The organism is Candidatus Blochmanniella vafra str. BVAF, assembly GCF_000185985.2.
Classification (GTDB): Bacteria; Pseudomonadota; Gammaproteobacteria; order Enterobacterales; family Enterobacteriaceae; genus Blochmanniella; species Blochmanniella vafra.
In genome coordinates this window covers 37,336-52,689 of the sequence record NC_014909.2, presented here as the reverse complement: position 1 = coordinate 52,689, position 15,354 = coordinate 37,336, and the positions used below count along the sequence as shown (strand labels likewise).

At 25.3% G+C, this 15,354-nt stretch carries 14 protein-coding genes and 1 tRNA gene; 9 read left to right on the top strand and 6 right to left on the bottom strand.

The window, feature by feature from the left end:
* Positions 1-266: 266 nt before the first annotated feature.
* The 3 genes from lptC to lptB all read left to right on the top strand — a co-directional run bounded on the left by lptC (position 267) and on the right by lptB (position 2,171).
* Positions 267-869 carry an LPS export ABC transporter periplasmic protein LptC gene (lptC, locus tag BVAF_RS00215; protein ID WP_013516382.1) on the top strand — a complete coding sequence of 201 codons (603 nt, stop codon included), beginning with the start codon at positions 267-269 and terminating at the stop codon, positions 867-869.
* Entirely contained in the window at positions 856-1,371 is a 516-nt protein-coding gene (lptA, locus tag BVAF_RS00210) for a lipopolysaccharide transport periplasmic protein LptA (RefSeq protein WP_013516381.1), read from the top strand. Before lptC ends, lptA begins: the two co-directional genes overlap by 14 nt.
* A gap of 74 nt (positions 1,372-1,445) precedes the next feature.
* Complete coding sequence (lptB, locus tag BVAF_RS00205) at positions 1,446-2,171, top strand: LPS export ABC transporter ATP-binding protein (RefSeq protein WP_013516380.1); 726 nt, start codon at positions 1,446-1,448, stop codon at positions 2,169-2,171.
* A 507-nt stretch (positions 2,172-2,678) separates the two neighbouring features.
* Here lptB and BVAF_RS00200 read toward each other — a convergent pair.
* The 4 genes from BVAF_RS00200 to BVAF_RS00185 all read right to left on the bottom strand — a co-directional run bounded on the left by BVAF_RS00200 (position 2,679) and on the right by BVAF_RS00185 (position 4,798).
* Entirely contained in the window at positions 2,679-3,548 is an 870-nt protein-coding gene (locus BVAF_RS00200) for a metal ABC transporter permease (RefSeq protein WP_013516379.1), read from the bottom strand.
* 100 nt (positions 3,549-3,648) lie between these two features.
* Positions 3,649-4,311 (bottom strand): metal ABC transporter ATP-binding protein, encoded by a 663-nt coding sequence (locus BVAF_RS00195; protein WP_013516378.1) that lies wholly within the window; start codon positions 4,309-4,311, stop codon positions 3,649-3,651.
* Positions 4,312-4,322: 11 nt separating this feature from the next.
* Positions 4,323-4,508, bottom strand: coding sequence for a hypothetical protein (locus BVAF_RS03225; RefSeq protein WP_044026113.1), 186 nt, complete (start codon positions 4,506-4,508; stop codon positions 4,323-4,325).
* 206 nt (positions 4,509-4,714) lie between these two features.
* Positions 4,715-4,798 (bottom strand) — tRNA-Leu (locus tag BVAF_RS00185).
* Positions 4,799-5,137: 339 nt separating this feature from the next.
* Between BVAF_RS00185 and BVAF_RS00180 the strand changes: the two genes are divergently transcribed.
* Positions 5,138-6,055: a LysR family transcriptional regulator gene (locus tag BVAF_RS00180; RefSeq protein WP_013516376.1), complete on the top strand. Its 918-nt coding sequence runs from the start codon at positions 5,138-5,140 to the stop codon at positions 6,053-6,055.
* Here the strand turns inward: BVAF_RS00180 and lptG are convergent.
* Positions 6,052-7,152 carry an LPS export ABC transporter permease LptG gene (lptG, locus tag BVAF_RS00175; protein ID WP_236608346.1) on the bottom strand — a complete coding sequence of 367 codons (1,101 nt, stop codon included), beginning with the start codon at positions 7,150-7,152 and terminating at the stop codon, positions 6,052-6,054. The two genes, BVAF_RS00180 and lptG, sit on opposite strands and share 4 nt — an antisense overlap.
* Positions 7,149-8,264, bottom strand: a complete 1,116-nt coding sequence (locus BVAF_RS00170) for an LptF/LptG family permease (protein WP_013516374.1) — start codon at positions 8,262-8,264, stop codon at positions 7,149-7,151. The genes lptG and BVAF_RS00170 overlap by 4 nt, the downstream gene beginning before the upstream one ends.
* Positions 8,265-8,433: 169 nt before the next feature.
* On the opposite strand from BVAF_RS00170, the gene BVAF_RS00165 reads away from it, so the two are divergent.
* From BVAF_RS00165 to BVAF_RS00145, 5 genes are all read left to right on the top strand, one after another.
* Positions 8,434-9,963 (top strand): leucyl aminopeptidase, encoded by a 1,530-nt coding sequence (locus tag BVAF_RS00165; protein ID WP_013516373.1) that lies wholly within the window; start codon positions 8,434-8,436, stop codon positions 9,961-9,963.
* Between the two features lie 106 nt (positions 9,964-10,069).
* Complete coding sequence (locus tag BVAF_RS00160) at positions 10,070-10,552, top strand: DNA polymerase III subunit chi (RefSeq protein WP_013516372.1); 483 nt, start codon at positions 10,070-10,072, stop codon at positions 10,550-10,552.
* A complete protein-coding gene (locus tag BVAF_RS00155; RefSeq protein WP_013516371.1) occupies positions 10,549-13,443 on the top strand; it encodes a valine--tRNA ligase in 2,895 nt (964 codons plus the stop codon). The genes BVAF_RS00160 and BVAF_RS00155 overlap by 4 nt, the downstream gene beginning before the upstream one ends.
* 257 nt (positions 13,444-13,700) lie before the next feature.
* Entirely contained in the window at positions 13,701-14,726 is a 1,026-nt protein-coding gene (argF, locus tag BVAF_RS00150) for an ornithine carbamoyltransferase (RefSeq protein ID WP_013516370.1), read from the top strand.
* Positions 14,727-14,859: 133 nt separating this feature from the next.
* Positions 14,860-15,300 carry a RidA family protein gene (locus BVAF_RS00145; RefSeq protein ID WP_013516369.1) on the top strand — a complete coding sequence of 147 codons (441 nt, stop codon included), beginning with the start codon at positions 14,860-14,862 and terminating at the stop codon, positions 15,298-15,300.
* The last annotated feature ends 54 nt before the right edge of the window (positions 15,301-15,354 follow it).

Genomic DNA, 15,354 nt, shown 5'->3' with positions numbered 1-15,354 from the left:
TTTCATCAAAAAATAAATTACTATATAACAATATTTTATTCAATTAAATATCAAAACAATAGACTAAATTATCATACTTAATTTTAAAAAGAAATACATAATACAAGGAATATTATATGATTCGATCAATGAATTTATACGCTTTCATAATAATCATGCAATGAACATATATTATATTATTATAGCATAAATATACACAAGCAATAAAATATCAAAAATAAAAATATTTAAATTAAACTATTACCTTCATTCAATTTAATACAAAAATGGTATTTTTTAAAGTAAAAAACAAAAAAAACCTCGGAAATGATCTTAAATGCATTCTTTTAAAAAATTTATTAATATTAATCTGTATATGTTACTTTTACTTAAATACAAGTCAATCAACAATACAAAGAAATATCTCCTCATTAAATTATGCTACTAACGCTCATCATAGCAATGAAATAATTCTTTACTCATACAATGCTATTGGAAATCTTAAATTTAAGTTAACTGCAACCTATATTCAATGTTATCCAAATACACAAATAATTGAATTTACTCAACCTAATATTACTATATTTAATAAAAAAAATATCATAATATGGACTATAAAATGTAATAAAGCCCAATTAAATTATAAAAAAATATTAAATCTAACTGGATACGTTTCTATTAATAAAATAATGCAAAATACACGTGATACTCAATCTATCATCACAAACCAAATATCAATCAATTTAATAAAACAAAATATGCTTTCAAATAATAAAACTATTGTGCACGGAAGCTGTTTTTACTCTATTGGAACTAAAATGAGTGCTAAATTAAACACAAAACAAATAAAACTATTTGACAGTACATATACTCAATATGAATATAAATAAATTTAAACCATATCAAATAATACTATTTATATTAATAAACATACTACTATCTACTTTAGAAAAAATAGCTAATTCTAACAACCAATCAATAGAAATTCACTCCACTTCACAACTTATTAATACACCAGAAAATATAATTATATTCAAAGATCATGTCGTTCTGAAATACAAAAATATTAGATTATGTGCTGATAAAATCATCATTAATCACAATACAAATAATTATAAGTTAATAAAATGTATTAAGGCATACGGGCACCCAGTTATTTTTCAGAATACTCAAAAAAAAACTAGTGATATTATTACATCCGCTCAGGCAAATACTATATGTTATGATATTGAGAATAATTCAATTATTTTCAACGGAAATGTTTACATAAAGCAATTAGGTAATTCTATACATAGCGATAATATTGTGTATTCTATAAATGAAAAAAAAATTCAAGCTACTTCTAACACAAATGGAAATACTACTGCAATTTTAGTAATACATCCTTCATAATATTAATAATAAAAAAATATGAAAATAACTGACTATTTATTGAGCAAATACATAATTTTTCCTATAATACATCAATGGAATTTTTAATTATACAAAAGCTTTCTAAAATGTATAAACAAAAACGTATAGTGAATAATACTGATTTATATTTACATTCTGGAGAAATCGTAGGGCTATTAGGTCCTAATGGATCTGGTAAAACTACAACTTTTCAAATGATATTAGGTATCGTATTACATGATTCTGGAAAAATTTTTCTCAACGAGACAGATATTAGTCAACTACCCACTTATGCAAGAGCGCGATTAGGAATAGGTTTTCTCCCTCAAGATAATTCAATCTTTAGAAAATTAACTGTTTTTGACAATTTAATGGCCATTGCTCAAATGAACTTTTATTCTAACAAAAACGCACGTTACGAACATATAATCAACTTAATGAAAAATTTTAATATTCAACATTTAAGTAATAATATTGGAGAAAGTTTATCTGGAGGAGAACGAAAACGCGTAGAAATAGCACGAGCTTTAGTTGCTAAACCGAAATTTTTACTACTTGATGAACCCTTTGCTGGAGTTGATCCAATTTCAATAAAAGAAATTCAAAAAATAATAAAACAACTAAAACATTATAAACTTGGAATATTAATTACTGATCATAATGTACAGGCAACATTAAGTATTTGTGAACGGGCGTATGTTATGAACCAAGGCACACTAATTGCACATGGAACTTCTCAAGAAATTTTAAATAACAAACACGTACAAAAAACATATCTAGGAAATTTATTCCCACTATAAATTATAAACAAAATCATTTAAAATAAAAAATAATTTTTTCATCTGAGTTTTAATCCCCAAAAATATCACCTACCATAAAACAAAGTTTGAAATTATCAATTTCAAGATAACAACTCTCTATAAAATCAAAATTTATATAACTTGAAACCTATAAATCATCCCATAAAGCATTTATATATATATTCAACACTTTTTATTACAAATTTTACTCTAAAAACCAATAAAATTATTTAACAAATTTTACACATATTTTTTTATATTTATATAAATAATCAGCAAATAAAGTTTATTTATAGCATACACCTCTATAAATTAGACTACACTTAAATAATATATAATAAAACACATACATAAACAAAACAACAATAGCTTAATACCCAGATTACTTTATATTATCTGAAAAATTTCATACCTCAAACCTTTTTATACACATTTAATACTTATTAGTACTAAACGTCTACTAGTATATAAAAAAGTCTCTATATTTGTATTCTCTTATTACTATCACTACTCTTGTTTTTCTTTCCAATACATAGAAAACAAAACACTATGATTTCTTCCAAACAAAACTGAAAATAAAAAAAACACACTAATACACAATATAATAGTAGGCCCTGCTGGTAAAACTATATAAAATGCAATTAATAATCCTATCCAAGAACATAATAACGCTATGCATACAGATAATAATAACCTCTGAATCAAACTATGAACCCAGTATTGTGCAGATAAATTAGGTAGTATCATTAATCCAACAGACATTAAAGTTCCAGTAATTTGAAAACTTGCTATTAAATTTAACATCACAATAAATAAAAAAAATATTTGAATACTTTTAAATACAACAACATTATTAGTTTTAAAAAAATCAGGATCAAACGATTCCATAATCAAAGCTCTGTAAAATAATGCTAGACTAATTAAAGTTATCGTACTAACCACGCCAATACATTTTATATGCAACATACTTACAGATAAAATGGATCCAACTAATAAATTTAATAAATCCATATTCGATGTCTGTAATGATACTAAAACTACACCTAAAGCTAAAAAACCGATACAAAAACCAGAAAAACTTGCATCCTGTTGTAATGTCGTTTTTTCACTAACCCAAATCGATAAAATTGAAACAATCAATCCTGAAATAAGACCCCCTATATTCATCATAACCAATGATACACCTGAAAAAAAATACCCTATAGCAACCCCAGGTAAAATAGAATGAGATAATGCATCTCCTATTAAACTCATTCTCTTTAATAATAAAAAACTACCTATTGGAGTAATACTAATAGACAAAGCGCAACAAGCCACTATTCCTTTACGCATAAATTCAAAATAAATAAAAGGATCAAATAATATATGTAATATCATATATACAACCAACTTTTTTATTATTAAGATGTTTTAATTTTTAAAATATACAACAATATATATACTTTTATTGTATACATTCATAATATAAAAATAAAAATTAACATCTATTCGTTTTAGATTTAATCCAAATACTATTTGATTGTGTTAATAATAAAGTATCGTACACTAAATATTTAGATGCAAACTGATTATCATGTAATACTATCACTATAGTACATCCATATTGACTCATTTGATTAATAGAACTCAAAAAAATTTCACAAGTTTCCTGATCTATTCCTTGTAACGGTTCATCTAATAAAATAAATTGGGCTTGTTGCACTAATATCCTTGCAAAAAGCATTCGTTGAAATTCTCCACCTGATAAACTATGCACACATCGATGCATTAAATTTAACAACTTTACCTTTTTTAAAGCTTTCCATATTAAATATTTCTGCTCGTCATTAATTCTCTTTAAAAAATTTATTCTCGGCCAACAACCCATGGCTACCACATCAAATACAGTAACTGGAAAATAACAATCTATATTCTTTTTTTGAGGCAAATACCCTATGATTCTAGGTTTTTCTACCTTCAAAAATTCTAAATTACCCGAATTGGGAGGTAATAATCCTGCTAATGTCTTTAAAAATGTGGATTTACCTACCCCATTAGATCCGACAACTGTAAGTATGCTACCCCTCTTAATATATCCATTAATCATTGGAGTAACATTTCTATTAAAATAACCTGCTATTAAATTATGTATCACCATCATAATTGCTATGTTTATTCAATACACGAAATAGATGTCCAAATAATCACTAACCATAAACATGATAATACCATTAAAACTACCAATACTCGAATTAACCCTGAGGTTGTTAATATTTTCATTTCAATTGATAAATTTTTTTTACATTTCATATAATTTAAACAACGTTGTTCTATCGTACGTATGTTATAACATAACATACATGGCAACCAAAAATATTAGTACTTTTCAAGTACACAACAATCACTCAATTCATAAAAAATAAACAAAAATACACATTCTACGTCACGTAATATTAATCGTTAATACACAACGTTACTTTATATTACAAAACCCATAAAAACAAATAATCATATGATTCAAATATATCTATCGATATATCATCATGATGTAATATAATCAAAATTGCCGAAGGTCGGAGTCGAACCGACATACCTATTACAGTGATTGATTTTGAGTCAATTGCGTCTACCTATTTCGCCACTTCGGCAAATAAAAAACTATAAACTACACATACTACAAATAAATAAATCGTAACAAACTCGTCACACATAATAATATATTTCTAAATTTTTAACAAAAAACTCACGTATTATATATTATATGAATTCATACCAATATTAAACATATCTATAATATTATTTAATCCAAAAAATTATAAATTTATCATTTTACATAGAGAATCAAAAAATAATCTAATGTAAAGTCGATATCAATATAAATACTCTATCATATAATAAATTATATATACCATGTAGATATATTTTACTATTATACATTTATACATTATAATACTTAGTAAAATACTATACTACATGAATTTTATTATATGAATAACTTTGATTTTAATTTATTAATAGTTCTAAATGCATTATTAGAAAACAATAGTGTTAATTTAGCTTCAAAAAAACTTAATGTTACTGCTCCAGCCATTAGCAAATCATTAAATAAAATACGCATTCTATTTAACGATCAAATTTTAGTACGTAGTGGCACCAAACTCACTCCAACTCCTAAAGCCATAGCTTTAAAACAAAACATAAAAACTTTAGTAGATCAAATTGAAACAATAATTAATACACACATCATATTTGAACCTAAAATCACTAATATATCATTTACCATAGCATCAAATAGTTCCATTTTTTTTGCCCTTAGTACTCTCTTATTTCAAGACATTTATACTAATGCTCCTAATGTATTTATGAATTTAGTAAATGATTCTGATTATGAAGATGATTTTTTAAGAAATAATAGTATAGATTTATATTTAGGAGAAATGCGTCCACTTAATCCAGAAATTACTATTCGTACTATTTACATATCAAAATGTTGTATTATATGTAGAAACCATCACCCTATCTTACCTAAAAACAAAAACATAGATAATTTATTAAAATATTCGTTTATTCAAACTAAACATGAACACTTAACAAACTCTGATGAAACTAATAAACTTTTTTGGACAGAACGCAATATCCTTGGCATTACACCCGAATATATTACTACTATAAACTCTGTAATACATTCAAATGCATTAGCAATAATACCAAATTTTATATTAATACTAATACACGCATTACATATACCAGTAAAATTTTTTGATGTAGATTTTGATCTAGGACAACGAAATATTATACAAGCATGGCATTCTAAACACAATCAATCTACTGCACATAAATGGTTAAGAGATCGTACTAAAAATATGTTACTAAAATACATACACGAACATATAATTTTACATTAAATAAATCTAAAATTAGAAATTTTATAAAAAACAATCACAATATTAATTACTATAAATAATAAAACTGGAATTATCGATCCCACTAGTGGATATATATTATGCATCACACAAAATACATCAAAAAATTGATGTAAAACATAAAATAAAAAACCAATTATACTTCCAAAAAACAATCTAAAACCTATTTTTTTTTTAGAAAATGGCCCAAAACTATATAACAAAGATATTATTAGCATAATCATTCCTGTTAAAGGAGATAAGATCTTATTCCAAAATATTAACTCATAATACTGGGAATTTTGATTGATTCCATTGAAATACTTTATACACGAAAACAATTTAGAAACAGATAATACTCGAGGATTAGTAGTAATTATTGATAATAAATCAGGAGTTAATATTGTATTCCATTTATAATGAAAAACCGTTCTATTCACAATATGTGTCTTATCAGAGAAATTCAATTCAATAGCACTAGACACAAACCAACTTTTATTAATATATGTAGCATCTTTGAAATATATTATTTTTTCTATTTTTTTATCTTTAGTCAAATAATACAAATTGACTCCAAATACATTATTAGTGGTTGGCATATATTCAATACAAACAAAGCCATTATTATCTATTATCCACAAATTCTTATTTTTTTCAGGAAAAAAATAAGAATTATATTCCTTATGACCTTGATATATATATAACATGTATTGACTACCTGGTAACAACCATTCATTCAGCATTATATGTAATATTAAAATAAAAACAGAAACTTTAACTACGGAGAAAGTAATTTGAAAATAACTCAATCCAAAAACCTTCATAATTACCAACTCATTACGAATTTCAAGCACGCCTAATCCTAACAATCCGCCTAATAAAATAGATATTGGCAAAAATAATTCAAAATCTTTTGGTAAACTTAAAAAAGTACAAAAAAAAATTTCGATAATAGAATAGGTTTTTTTTTCAAAATTACGTAATCCATCAATCAATCTAATAATACTCGACAACGATATCAATATTAAAAATACTATTGATATGCTTGATAATATAGATTTTTTTATATACATATCTAATATCTTATGCATACGTATCATCTTTTCACAAAATAAACACAAGCTAATTCAAACCATCGTAAATACTGATATTTACCTAGATTCATTAATAATGCTATAATAAAATAAATTACATTAACCCCCCCCATATATAACATGGAATCTCTATAATCTAAAGTAATAGAAAAACGTAACAAAATATGTAACATAAAAAATAATATGTATAATGATATTGCTAACACGAAATTCAGAAAATAACCATTTGAAATATTTATTACCAATAATAAAGCTATTATCGGCATAATAATAATAGAAACTAATAAAGTAAAACGCCAATTTAATTCAATATATTTCTCAGGTAACGAATCATGACATATAAGTTGACTAATAGTCATATGTTCAACTATTTTAAAACCTTTCTGAGGAGATTTCATATTATAATCAATCAATGTATGATATCGAGAAAAATCACTTATATATATATTTGTAAAAATTAATTGATCATAATGTATTTCATAATACGTCCCTGATTTTAAAGTAATTGCTTTTAAATTATTAGAATAATTATATACATCACCGTTATTCGCTGTAATAATTACACAAACATTACTACCATTAATATGATGATTTTTTTTTACTATAAAGATGTATTGTAAATTTTTATTCTTAATCTTCTTAATAAAGAAAACTGTATGTTTACTCAACATCAACAAAAACTTTTTTTCTACTAATTTAATAGAATAAATATTCTTGTTAATACTAGACAACGTCACATATCGTAATTGCTCACAATATGGAGACAACCACATCACATTTATTAATGATATAATAAAAACAATAATGCTATATAAAAATATACTTTTCACAAAAAAAAACCTATTTATAGCACAAGAATACATTGCTAAAATTTCATTATGCAAATGAAATCGATAACAAGTAATAAATACACTAAGAAACAAACTAAATGGTATAACTAATTTACCTAATTCTGGAATATTTAAAGTAAGATGCAAAAAAATCAAATACACTGGTATAGGATTATCTACTCCTACTATTTTAATTAATTTTTGACATATACATACTAAAAATAATAATATTAAAATAATTAATTGATTTCTAAATACTTCTTTAATAATATATCTAATTAAAATCATTCGTTACTTAAAAACCTTTTACATAAAAAATAATGTTATTGCTATAATTTTTAGTATATAATATACTCATAAACAAATAAGATTAAAACAAATGTATTTTAATTTGAAGTTCTTCAAAATTTTAAAAATTACTCATTAAATCTTAAAAAAATCAATTTTTATTATTATTATGTTAACTATAGACAACACTGTAAGTTTTAAAATTACTGATGATTATTTAAAAGCCGATGAGGATGCATGTATTCTCACCGGTGTATTTGAAGAATATAATTTATTTCCTGCCACGGAGCATATAAATAATATCAGTCAAGAATATATTTATTCTTTGTTACAACGTAGCAAATTTAATGGATCTTTAAACCAACACCTATTACTATACGATATCCCTTATTTTTTAAATAGACATATTTTATTAGTTGGTTGCGGAAAATCACATAAATTTAACTCTGATACTTACATAAAAATATTATGTAATTCTATTAAATTTTGCAAAAGTTCTCACTTTAATAAAATTCTTCTCTTACTAAGTGAATTAAATATTTCTGGATATGAATCTTATTGGAAAATAAGACATAGCATATCTATAATTAATGATATATTTTATACTTTTAATAAATTTAAAAGCCATAAACATTCACCAAAACAAGATTTATCACTAGAAGTAATTCTGTACATCAACAATCCTAATGAATTACACATTTGTAAAAAAGCTATAAAAGATGGGTCTGCAATTGCCTATGGAATAAACATCGCAAAAAACTTAAGTAATATGCCTCCAAATTACTGCACCCCAAATTATTTATCTCATAAAGTTTTAGAACTACCTAATTACTATACCGATTTAAACATTAATATACTCGACGAATCACACCTCACAAAAATAGGAATGAATTCCTATCTAGCTGTTGGGAAAGGATCTAAATATTCTTCTGTCATGCCTATTATTAAATATAAAAATAATCCTATAATAAATCATGATCCTATAATTTTAATAGGGAAAGGGGTAACTTTTGATTCAGGGGGTATATCCATAAAACCTTCCAATAATATGGATGAAATGAAATATGATATGTGTGGAGCTGCTGTAGTATACGCAATCATGTGTATAGTATCTAAATTAAAACTCCCGATAAATATTATCGGGATACTTGCTATCTCTGAAAATATGATTAGCAATAAATCTTTAAAACCCGGAGATGTTATCTCTACTTTATCTGGAAAAACAATAGAAGTACTAAATACTGATGCTGAAGGTCGATTAGTATTATGCGATGTTTTAACTTTCGCAGAAAGATACCATCCCTCAATAGTAATTGATATCGCAACATTAACAGGAGCATGTGTTGTTGCTTTAGGGAAACACTTCAGCGGACTAATGACTGATAATCACGATTTAGCTAAAGATTTAATATATGCTTCAGAACAAACTCGGGATTATATTTGGAGATTGCCTTTGCATGAATCATTTGACAAACAATTACAATCTACTATAGCAGATATGACTAATATTGGTGATAAATCTGGAGGAGGAGCTATTACAGCAGCATGTTTTCTTAAAAAATTTACTCAAAAATATAATTGGGCTCATTTAGATATAGCAGGAACTGCTTGGATTTCTAACGAAAAAGTTAAGAGTTCTACAGGAAGACCTGTAGAACTCTTAACTCAATTTTTAATTAATAGCATAAAACAAGACTAAATAAATTAATATATTTAACATGTAACTAATTATGTCTTCATTTTTAAAACAAAATTAAATACTTTGATTGAATATTCCAAGAAAAAGGTAAAAACAATTCATAAGAATGTCAAATATAAAAAAAGGAATCTTTTACATACTACCATCGATTAACTCCAACGCAGAATTAAGTTTCAAAGAAAATTTTGCATGTCATTTGTCAAAAATCATGTGGAGATCAGGAAAGAGTATTTTAATAGCTTGTGAAAATAAAAACCAAGCTTTAAAAATAAATAATTCTTTATGGAATGTTGACAACAATTCTTTTTTACCTAATGATTTATTAAGAAAAAATACGCATTACACCCCTATTACTATATATTGGGAACAGTGCTGTTACCATAATAATCTACTGAAAGATACATTAATTAATCTTATGAAAATAAATAAAGACTTTTTTTTCAATTTTAATGAAATTATTGATTTTGTTCCTTCAACAAATATTTTAAAGAAACTTGCTAGAATACGATATAAAACATTACAAAACATTGGATTTGATTTAAAAGTATCAAATACATCTAATTTTAAAATAAATAATATTAATAAATGATAGAAAAAATATATAACCCTAAACAAATAGAAGAATCAATTTATAAATTTTGGGAAGAATCAGGTTATTTTGAACCTGATATAACTGATTTTGAAAAACCTAGATATTGTATTATGATGCCTCCTCCTAATATTACTGGAGCGTTACATTTAGGACATGCATTCCAACAAACTATAATGGATATTTTGGCCCGTTATAATCGAATGAACGGAAAAAACGTATTATGGAGAATTGGATTAGATCATGCTGGAATTGCTGCCCAAATTCTAATAGAAAATAAAATTTTCAATCAAACAAAAACACCTAAAAACAACGATTTAAAAAACTCCTTATTGAAAGAAATTTGGTCATGGAAAGAACAAACCGAAAAATTAATCAATTATCAAATAAAACGACTAGGGAATTCAGTATCTTGGACAAATACTCGATTTACTATGGATCCTCAAATGTCTTTTGCAGTTAAAGAAGCATTTATTCGTTTATATCAAGATAATTTAATCTACAAAGGGAAAAGACTAGTAAATTGGGATTATAAAATACAAACTGCTATTTCTGATTTAGAAGTATCATATAAACAAGTAAAAGGTTTAATGTGGTACATACGGTATAAATTAGAAGAATATAGTAAGTCTAATAACCACACTATTTCTACTAATAAAAATATATATATAACTGTGGCTACAACAAAACCAGAAACTATGTTTGGAGATGTTGCCATTGCAGTAAATCCAGAAGATTCTCGTTATAAAAAATTAATTGGAAAATATGTACTTATACCTTTAATAAATAGAAAAATTCCAATAATTTCTGATGAACATATCAATCCTAATAAAGGAACAGGTTGTGTTAAAATTACTCCTGCTCATGATTTTAATGATTACATGATAGGGAAAAAACACAAATTATGTATGATTAACATTTTTTCAACTTACAGAAAAATTCTTGAAAAACCTGAAATTTTTTGTAGTCAAAGCCAATTTTATGATAAAAAAAATTGCTATATTCCAACAATATTTCGAAATCTAAATTGTGATCAAGCGCGAACGATGATCACTTCAACATGTAATCAACTCAATCTTATAGAACAAATACAACACTATGATGTCACGATTGCGTACAATAATCGAACTGGAACAATAGTTGAACCTATGCTAACTAATCAATGGTACTTAAAAACTACATATTTAGCAAAACAAGCAAAAAATATTGTTGAAAAAGGATCAATAGAGTTTATTCCTGAGCAATATAAAAATATATATTTTAAATGGATGGATAATATTCAAGATTGGTGTATCTCTAGGCAAATATGGTGGGGACATCAAATTCCTGCGTGGTATGATAATACAAACAAAATATATGTAGGGCATTGTGAAAAAGATATTAGAAAAAATTATAAATTACATCATGATACTAAACTACGACAAGATCATGATGTATTAGATACATGGTTTTCTTCAAGTCTATGGACATTTTCCAATTTAGGGTGGCCTAAAAATAATAATTTATTGAAATTTTATCATCCTACCGATATTATAGTCAGTGGATTTGACATAATATTTTTTTGGATTTCTCGAATGATTATGATGACTATGTATTTTATTAAGGATGATAAAAAAAATTGTCAAATTCCTTTTAAAAAAATTTATATCACCGGACTTGTACGAGATAAATTTGGGCAAAAAATGTCCAAATCTAAAAACAATGTAATCAATCCTATTGATATCATAGATAGAATTTCTATTCATACTCTATCAAAAAATCATATCAATAACAATTATGATTCATCACAAACAATAAAAAAACCCCCCTATAACAAAAACACCCCAAAAAAAAATTGTGTAAATGAAATAATAACATATGGCGCTGATTCTTTAAGAATGACCTTAGCAGCACTCTCGTCCTATGGACGCGATATACATTGGGATATAAATAGATTAATAGGATATCATAATTTTTGCAATAAATTGTGGAATGTTAGTAAATTTATTTTACTACATACTACTAATCAAGATTGCGGAATAAATTATCAACAAGACAAATTACTATTTTCCCTACCAGATCGTTGGATTACATCTAAACTACACCAAACTATTCAAATTTTCTACCAAGAATTACACAAGTATAGATTTGATAAAATTATAAATTTATTGTATGAATTTATCTGGCATCAATTTTGTGATTGGTATATAGAATTTATAAAACCTACGTTGTATTGTAGCACAAATACTCAAAAATTAATAGGAACACGTTATACTTTAATTACATCTTTCGAGACTTTATTACGTTTATCTCATCCTATTATTCCTTTTATTACAGAAAAAATTTGGCAAAAAATTAAATTAATAATCAAAATTAAAGAAAAAACTATTATGTTACAATCATTTCCTAAATATAACATCTCTGATATTAATTTAAACGTTATTATTGAATTTGAATGGATAAAAGATCTTATTTCTGAAATAAGAACATTCCGTACTCAAACTGGTATTTTATATAAAACCCCCCTACATATAGCATTGCAACATATTTCTAGTAGAATAAAAAAATATATACTAGAAAATAATCGTACTCTTCTTCAAGTAGCACAACTAAAAAAAATTGATTTTTTAAAAGACAATGACACTTTTTCTCAAAAATCTTTTAATATTCCACTACACGAATCAGAATTAATAGTCTTTATTCCAGATGTTTTTAACAAACAAATCGCAATTGATAAGCTTCATAAAGAAATAAAATTAATAACTCAAAAAATTAACTATATACAAAAAAAAATAGATCATCAAAATGAATATTTAAAAGTTAATTGCATTAAAGAACAAGAAAAATTAATTTTTTATACAAAAACTAAAAATAAATTACATAATCACCTTTCTATCATAATTTCATTATAAAAAAATCATATTTCACACTAAGTACAAACTTTAAAAATATACCAATTTGTTCTCTAATTAAATATAACAATATTTTATCTTTAATAATCAATACACATTTAAACTAATTTATAATATACAACAGCATTAAAATAACAATAATTATCATAGTAATTATAATTTAATACAAATTTTAGAATAATTATCTTTTACAATACTAGCAATGTAGTACACTATAAATAATATTCAATACTAATGTTATTTGTACAGGGCATTCTATGAATAAATTATATAATCGATCTTTTTTACGATTAATAGATTTCAGTGTAGAAGAAATTAAATATATTTTACACGTCTCAAATACTTTAAAATACCAAAAATATAATAAAAAAGAAATTCAACAATTATTTGGCAAAAATATTGTGCTTATTTTTGAAAACAACTCAACTCGTACAAGATGTGCATTTGAAGTCGCTGCATTCGATCAAGGCGCTCGAGTAACCTGCTTAACTCCTAATATTAGTCAAATAGGACATAAAGAATCTATTAAAGATACTGCGAAAATTTTAGGACGAATGTATCATGGTATTCAATATCGTGGATATCATCAAGACACTGTCAAAACATTTGCCCAATATTCTAATGTTCCAGTATGGAATGGACTTACCAAACAGTTTCACCCAACACAATTACTTGCTGATCTAATGACTATGAAAGAACAAATCCCAAATAAACCTTTCCATCAAATGAAATTAGCTTATGTTGGAGACACAAGAAACAATATAGGAAATTCTTTGCTAGAAGCAGCCGCGATAATGGGTTTTGATTTACGATTAATCTCTCCTAAAGAATTCTGGCCAAAAAAAGAATTACTCTTAGAATGCCAAAAATTAGCTGATCAGCAATTTAACTATAAAAACATCTTACTTACTGAAAACATTGCCCAAGGAGTAAAAAATGTAGACTTTCTATATACTGATGTATGGGTGTCCATGGGAGAAAATGAAAAAGTCTGGGCTCATCGAATTTCTTTATTATCTCCGTACCAAGTGAATCAAGCTATGATTTCTCAAACTGAAAATCCAAATATAAAATTTTTGCACTGCTTACCAGCATTACATGATACTGATACTGTCATTAGCAAAAAAATTGCACAAAGATACAATTATCCTAATGGATTAGAGGTAACAAATGAAATATTTGAATCAAAACAATATAGTGTTGTTTTTGAACAAGCTGAAAATAGACTACATACAATCAAATCTTTAATGCTTGTTACATTGCTTTCTGATTTATGTATTTAACTTATTATTTTATTCTACAAACACGTATTAATCATATATTCCGTATTGAATTAGTTATATTAAACTTTTTTGTTACTATAAAAAATAATTTTTAATCAAACTATTTTAAAAGTAATATCATTGGATACTTAACATGACAAAATATAAAAATATATTTCAATCTATCTACACAAACAACGCCCCTAAACCTTCTGGTCCATACTCTCAAGCTGTAGACACTGGAAGTATCATATATATATCCGGACAACTTCCTATTACTCAAGAAACAAAAAAAATACCTGATGATGTTTATGAGCAAACATACCAAACATTAAAAAATATACAATACATTGTAGAATCAAAAAACCTAACAATGCACAATATTGTTAAAACTACTGTTTTTATCACAAATATTCAAGATTTGCCAAAAATAAATAAAAGTTATAACAACTTTTTTTATATACACTCTCTTAAAAAAACTACACAAAATCAACCTAACTTAAATTTACCAGCACGATCTTGTGTAGAAGTGTCTAAATTACCTAATAATGCAAAAATAGAAATAGAAGCAATTGCTATTTACTCTATGCAATAATTTCTATGATATATAATATATAAAACTTCTATAGATACAGAAGTTATTAACTTT

What these genes read in the sequence shown, in the direction of transcription:
- lptC (WP_013516382.1), top strand. Translation starts at nt 267, where the DNA reads ATGGTATTTTTTAAAGTAAAAAACAAAAAAAACCTCGGAAATGATCTT.
- lptA (WP_013516381.1), top strand. Translation starts at nt 856, where the DNA reads ATGAATATAAATAAATTTAAACCATATCAAATAATACTATTTATATTA.
- lptB (WP_013516380.1), top strand. Translation starts at nt 1,446, where the DNA reads ATGGAATTTTTAATTATACAAAAGCTTTCTAAAATGTATAAACAAAAA.
- BVAF_RS00200 (WP_013516379.1), bottom strand. Translation starts at nt 3,548, where the DNA reads ATGATATTACATATATTATTTGATCCTTTTATTTATTTTGAATTTATG.
- BVAF_RS00195 (WP_013516378.1), bottom strand. Translation starts at nt 4,311, where the DNA reads ATGATGGTGATACATAATTTAATAGCAGGTTATTTTAATAGAAATGTT.
- BVAF_RS03225 (WP_044026113.1), bottom strand. Translation starts at nt 4,508, where the DNA reads ATGTTATGTTATAACATACGTACGATAGAACAACGTTGTTTAAATTAT.
- BVAF_RS00180 (WP_013516376.1), top strand. Translation starts at nt 5,138, where the DNA reads ATGAATAACTTTGATTTTAATTTATTAATAGTTCTAAATGCATTATTA.
- lptG (WP_236608346.1), bottom strand. Translation starts at nt 7,152, where the DNA reads ATGATACGTATGCATAAGATATTAGATATGTATATAAAAAAATCTATA.
- BVAF_RS00170 (WP_013516374.1), bottom strand. Translation starts at nt 8,264, where the DNA reads ATGATTTTAATTAGATATATTATTAAAGAAGTATTTAGAAATCAATTA.
- BVAF_RS00165 (WP_013516373.1), top strand. Translation starts at nt 8,434, where the DNA reads ATGTTAACTATAGACAACACTGTAAGTTTTAAAATTACTGATGATTAT.
- BVAF_RS00160 (WP_013516372.1), top strand. Translation starts at nt 10,070, where the DNA reads ATGTCAAATATAAAAAAAGGAATCTTTTACATACTACCATCGATTAAC.
- BVAF_RS00155 (WP_013516371.1), top strand. Translation starts at nt 10,549, where the DNA reads ATGATAGAAAAAATATATAACCCTAAACAAATAGAAGAATCAATTTAT.
- argF (WP_013516370.1), top strand. Translation starts at nt 13,701, where the DNA reads ATGAATAAATTATATAATCGATCTTTTTTACGATTAATAGATTTCAGT.
- BVAF_RS00145 (WP_013516369.1), top strand. Translation starts at nt 14,860, where the DNA reads ATGACAAAATATAAAAATATATTTCAATCTATCTACACAAACAACGCC.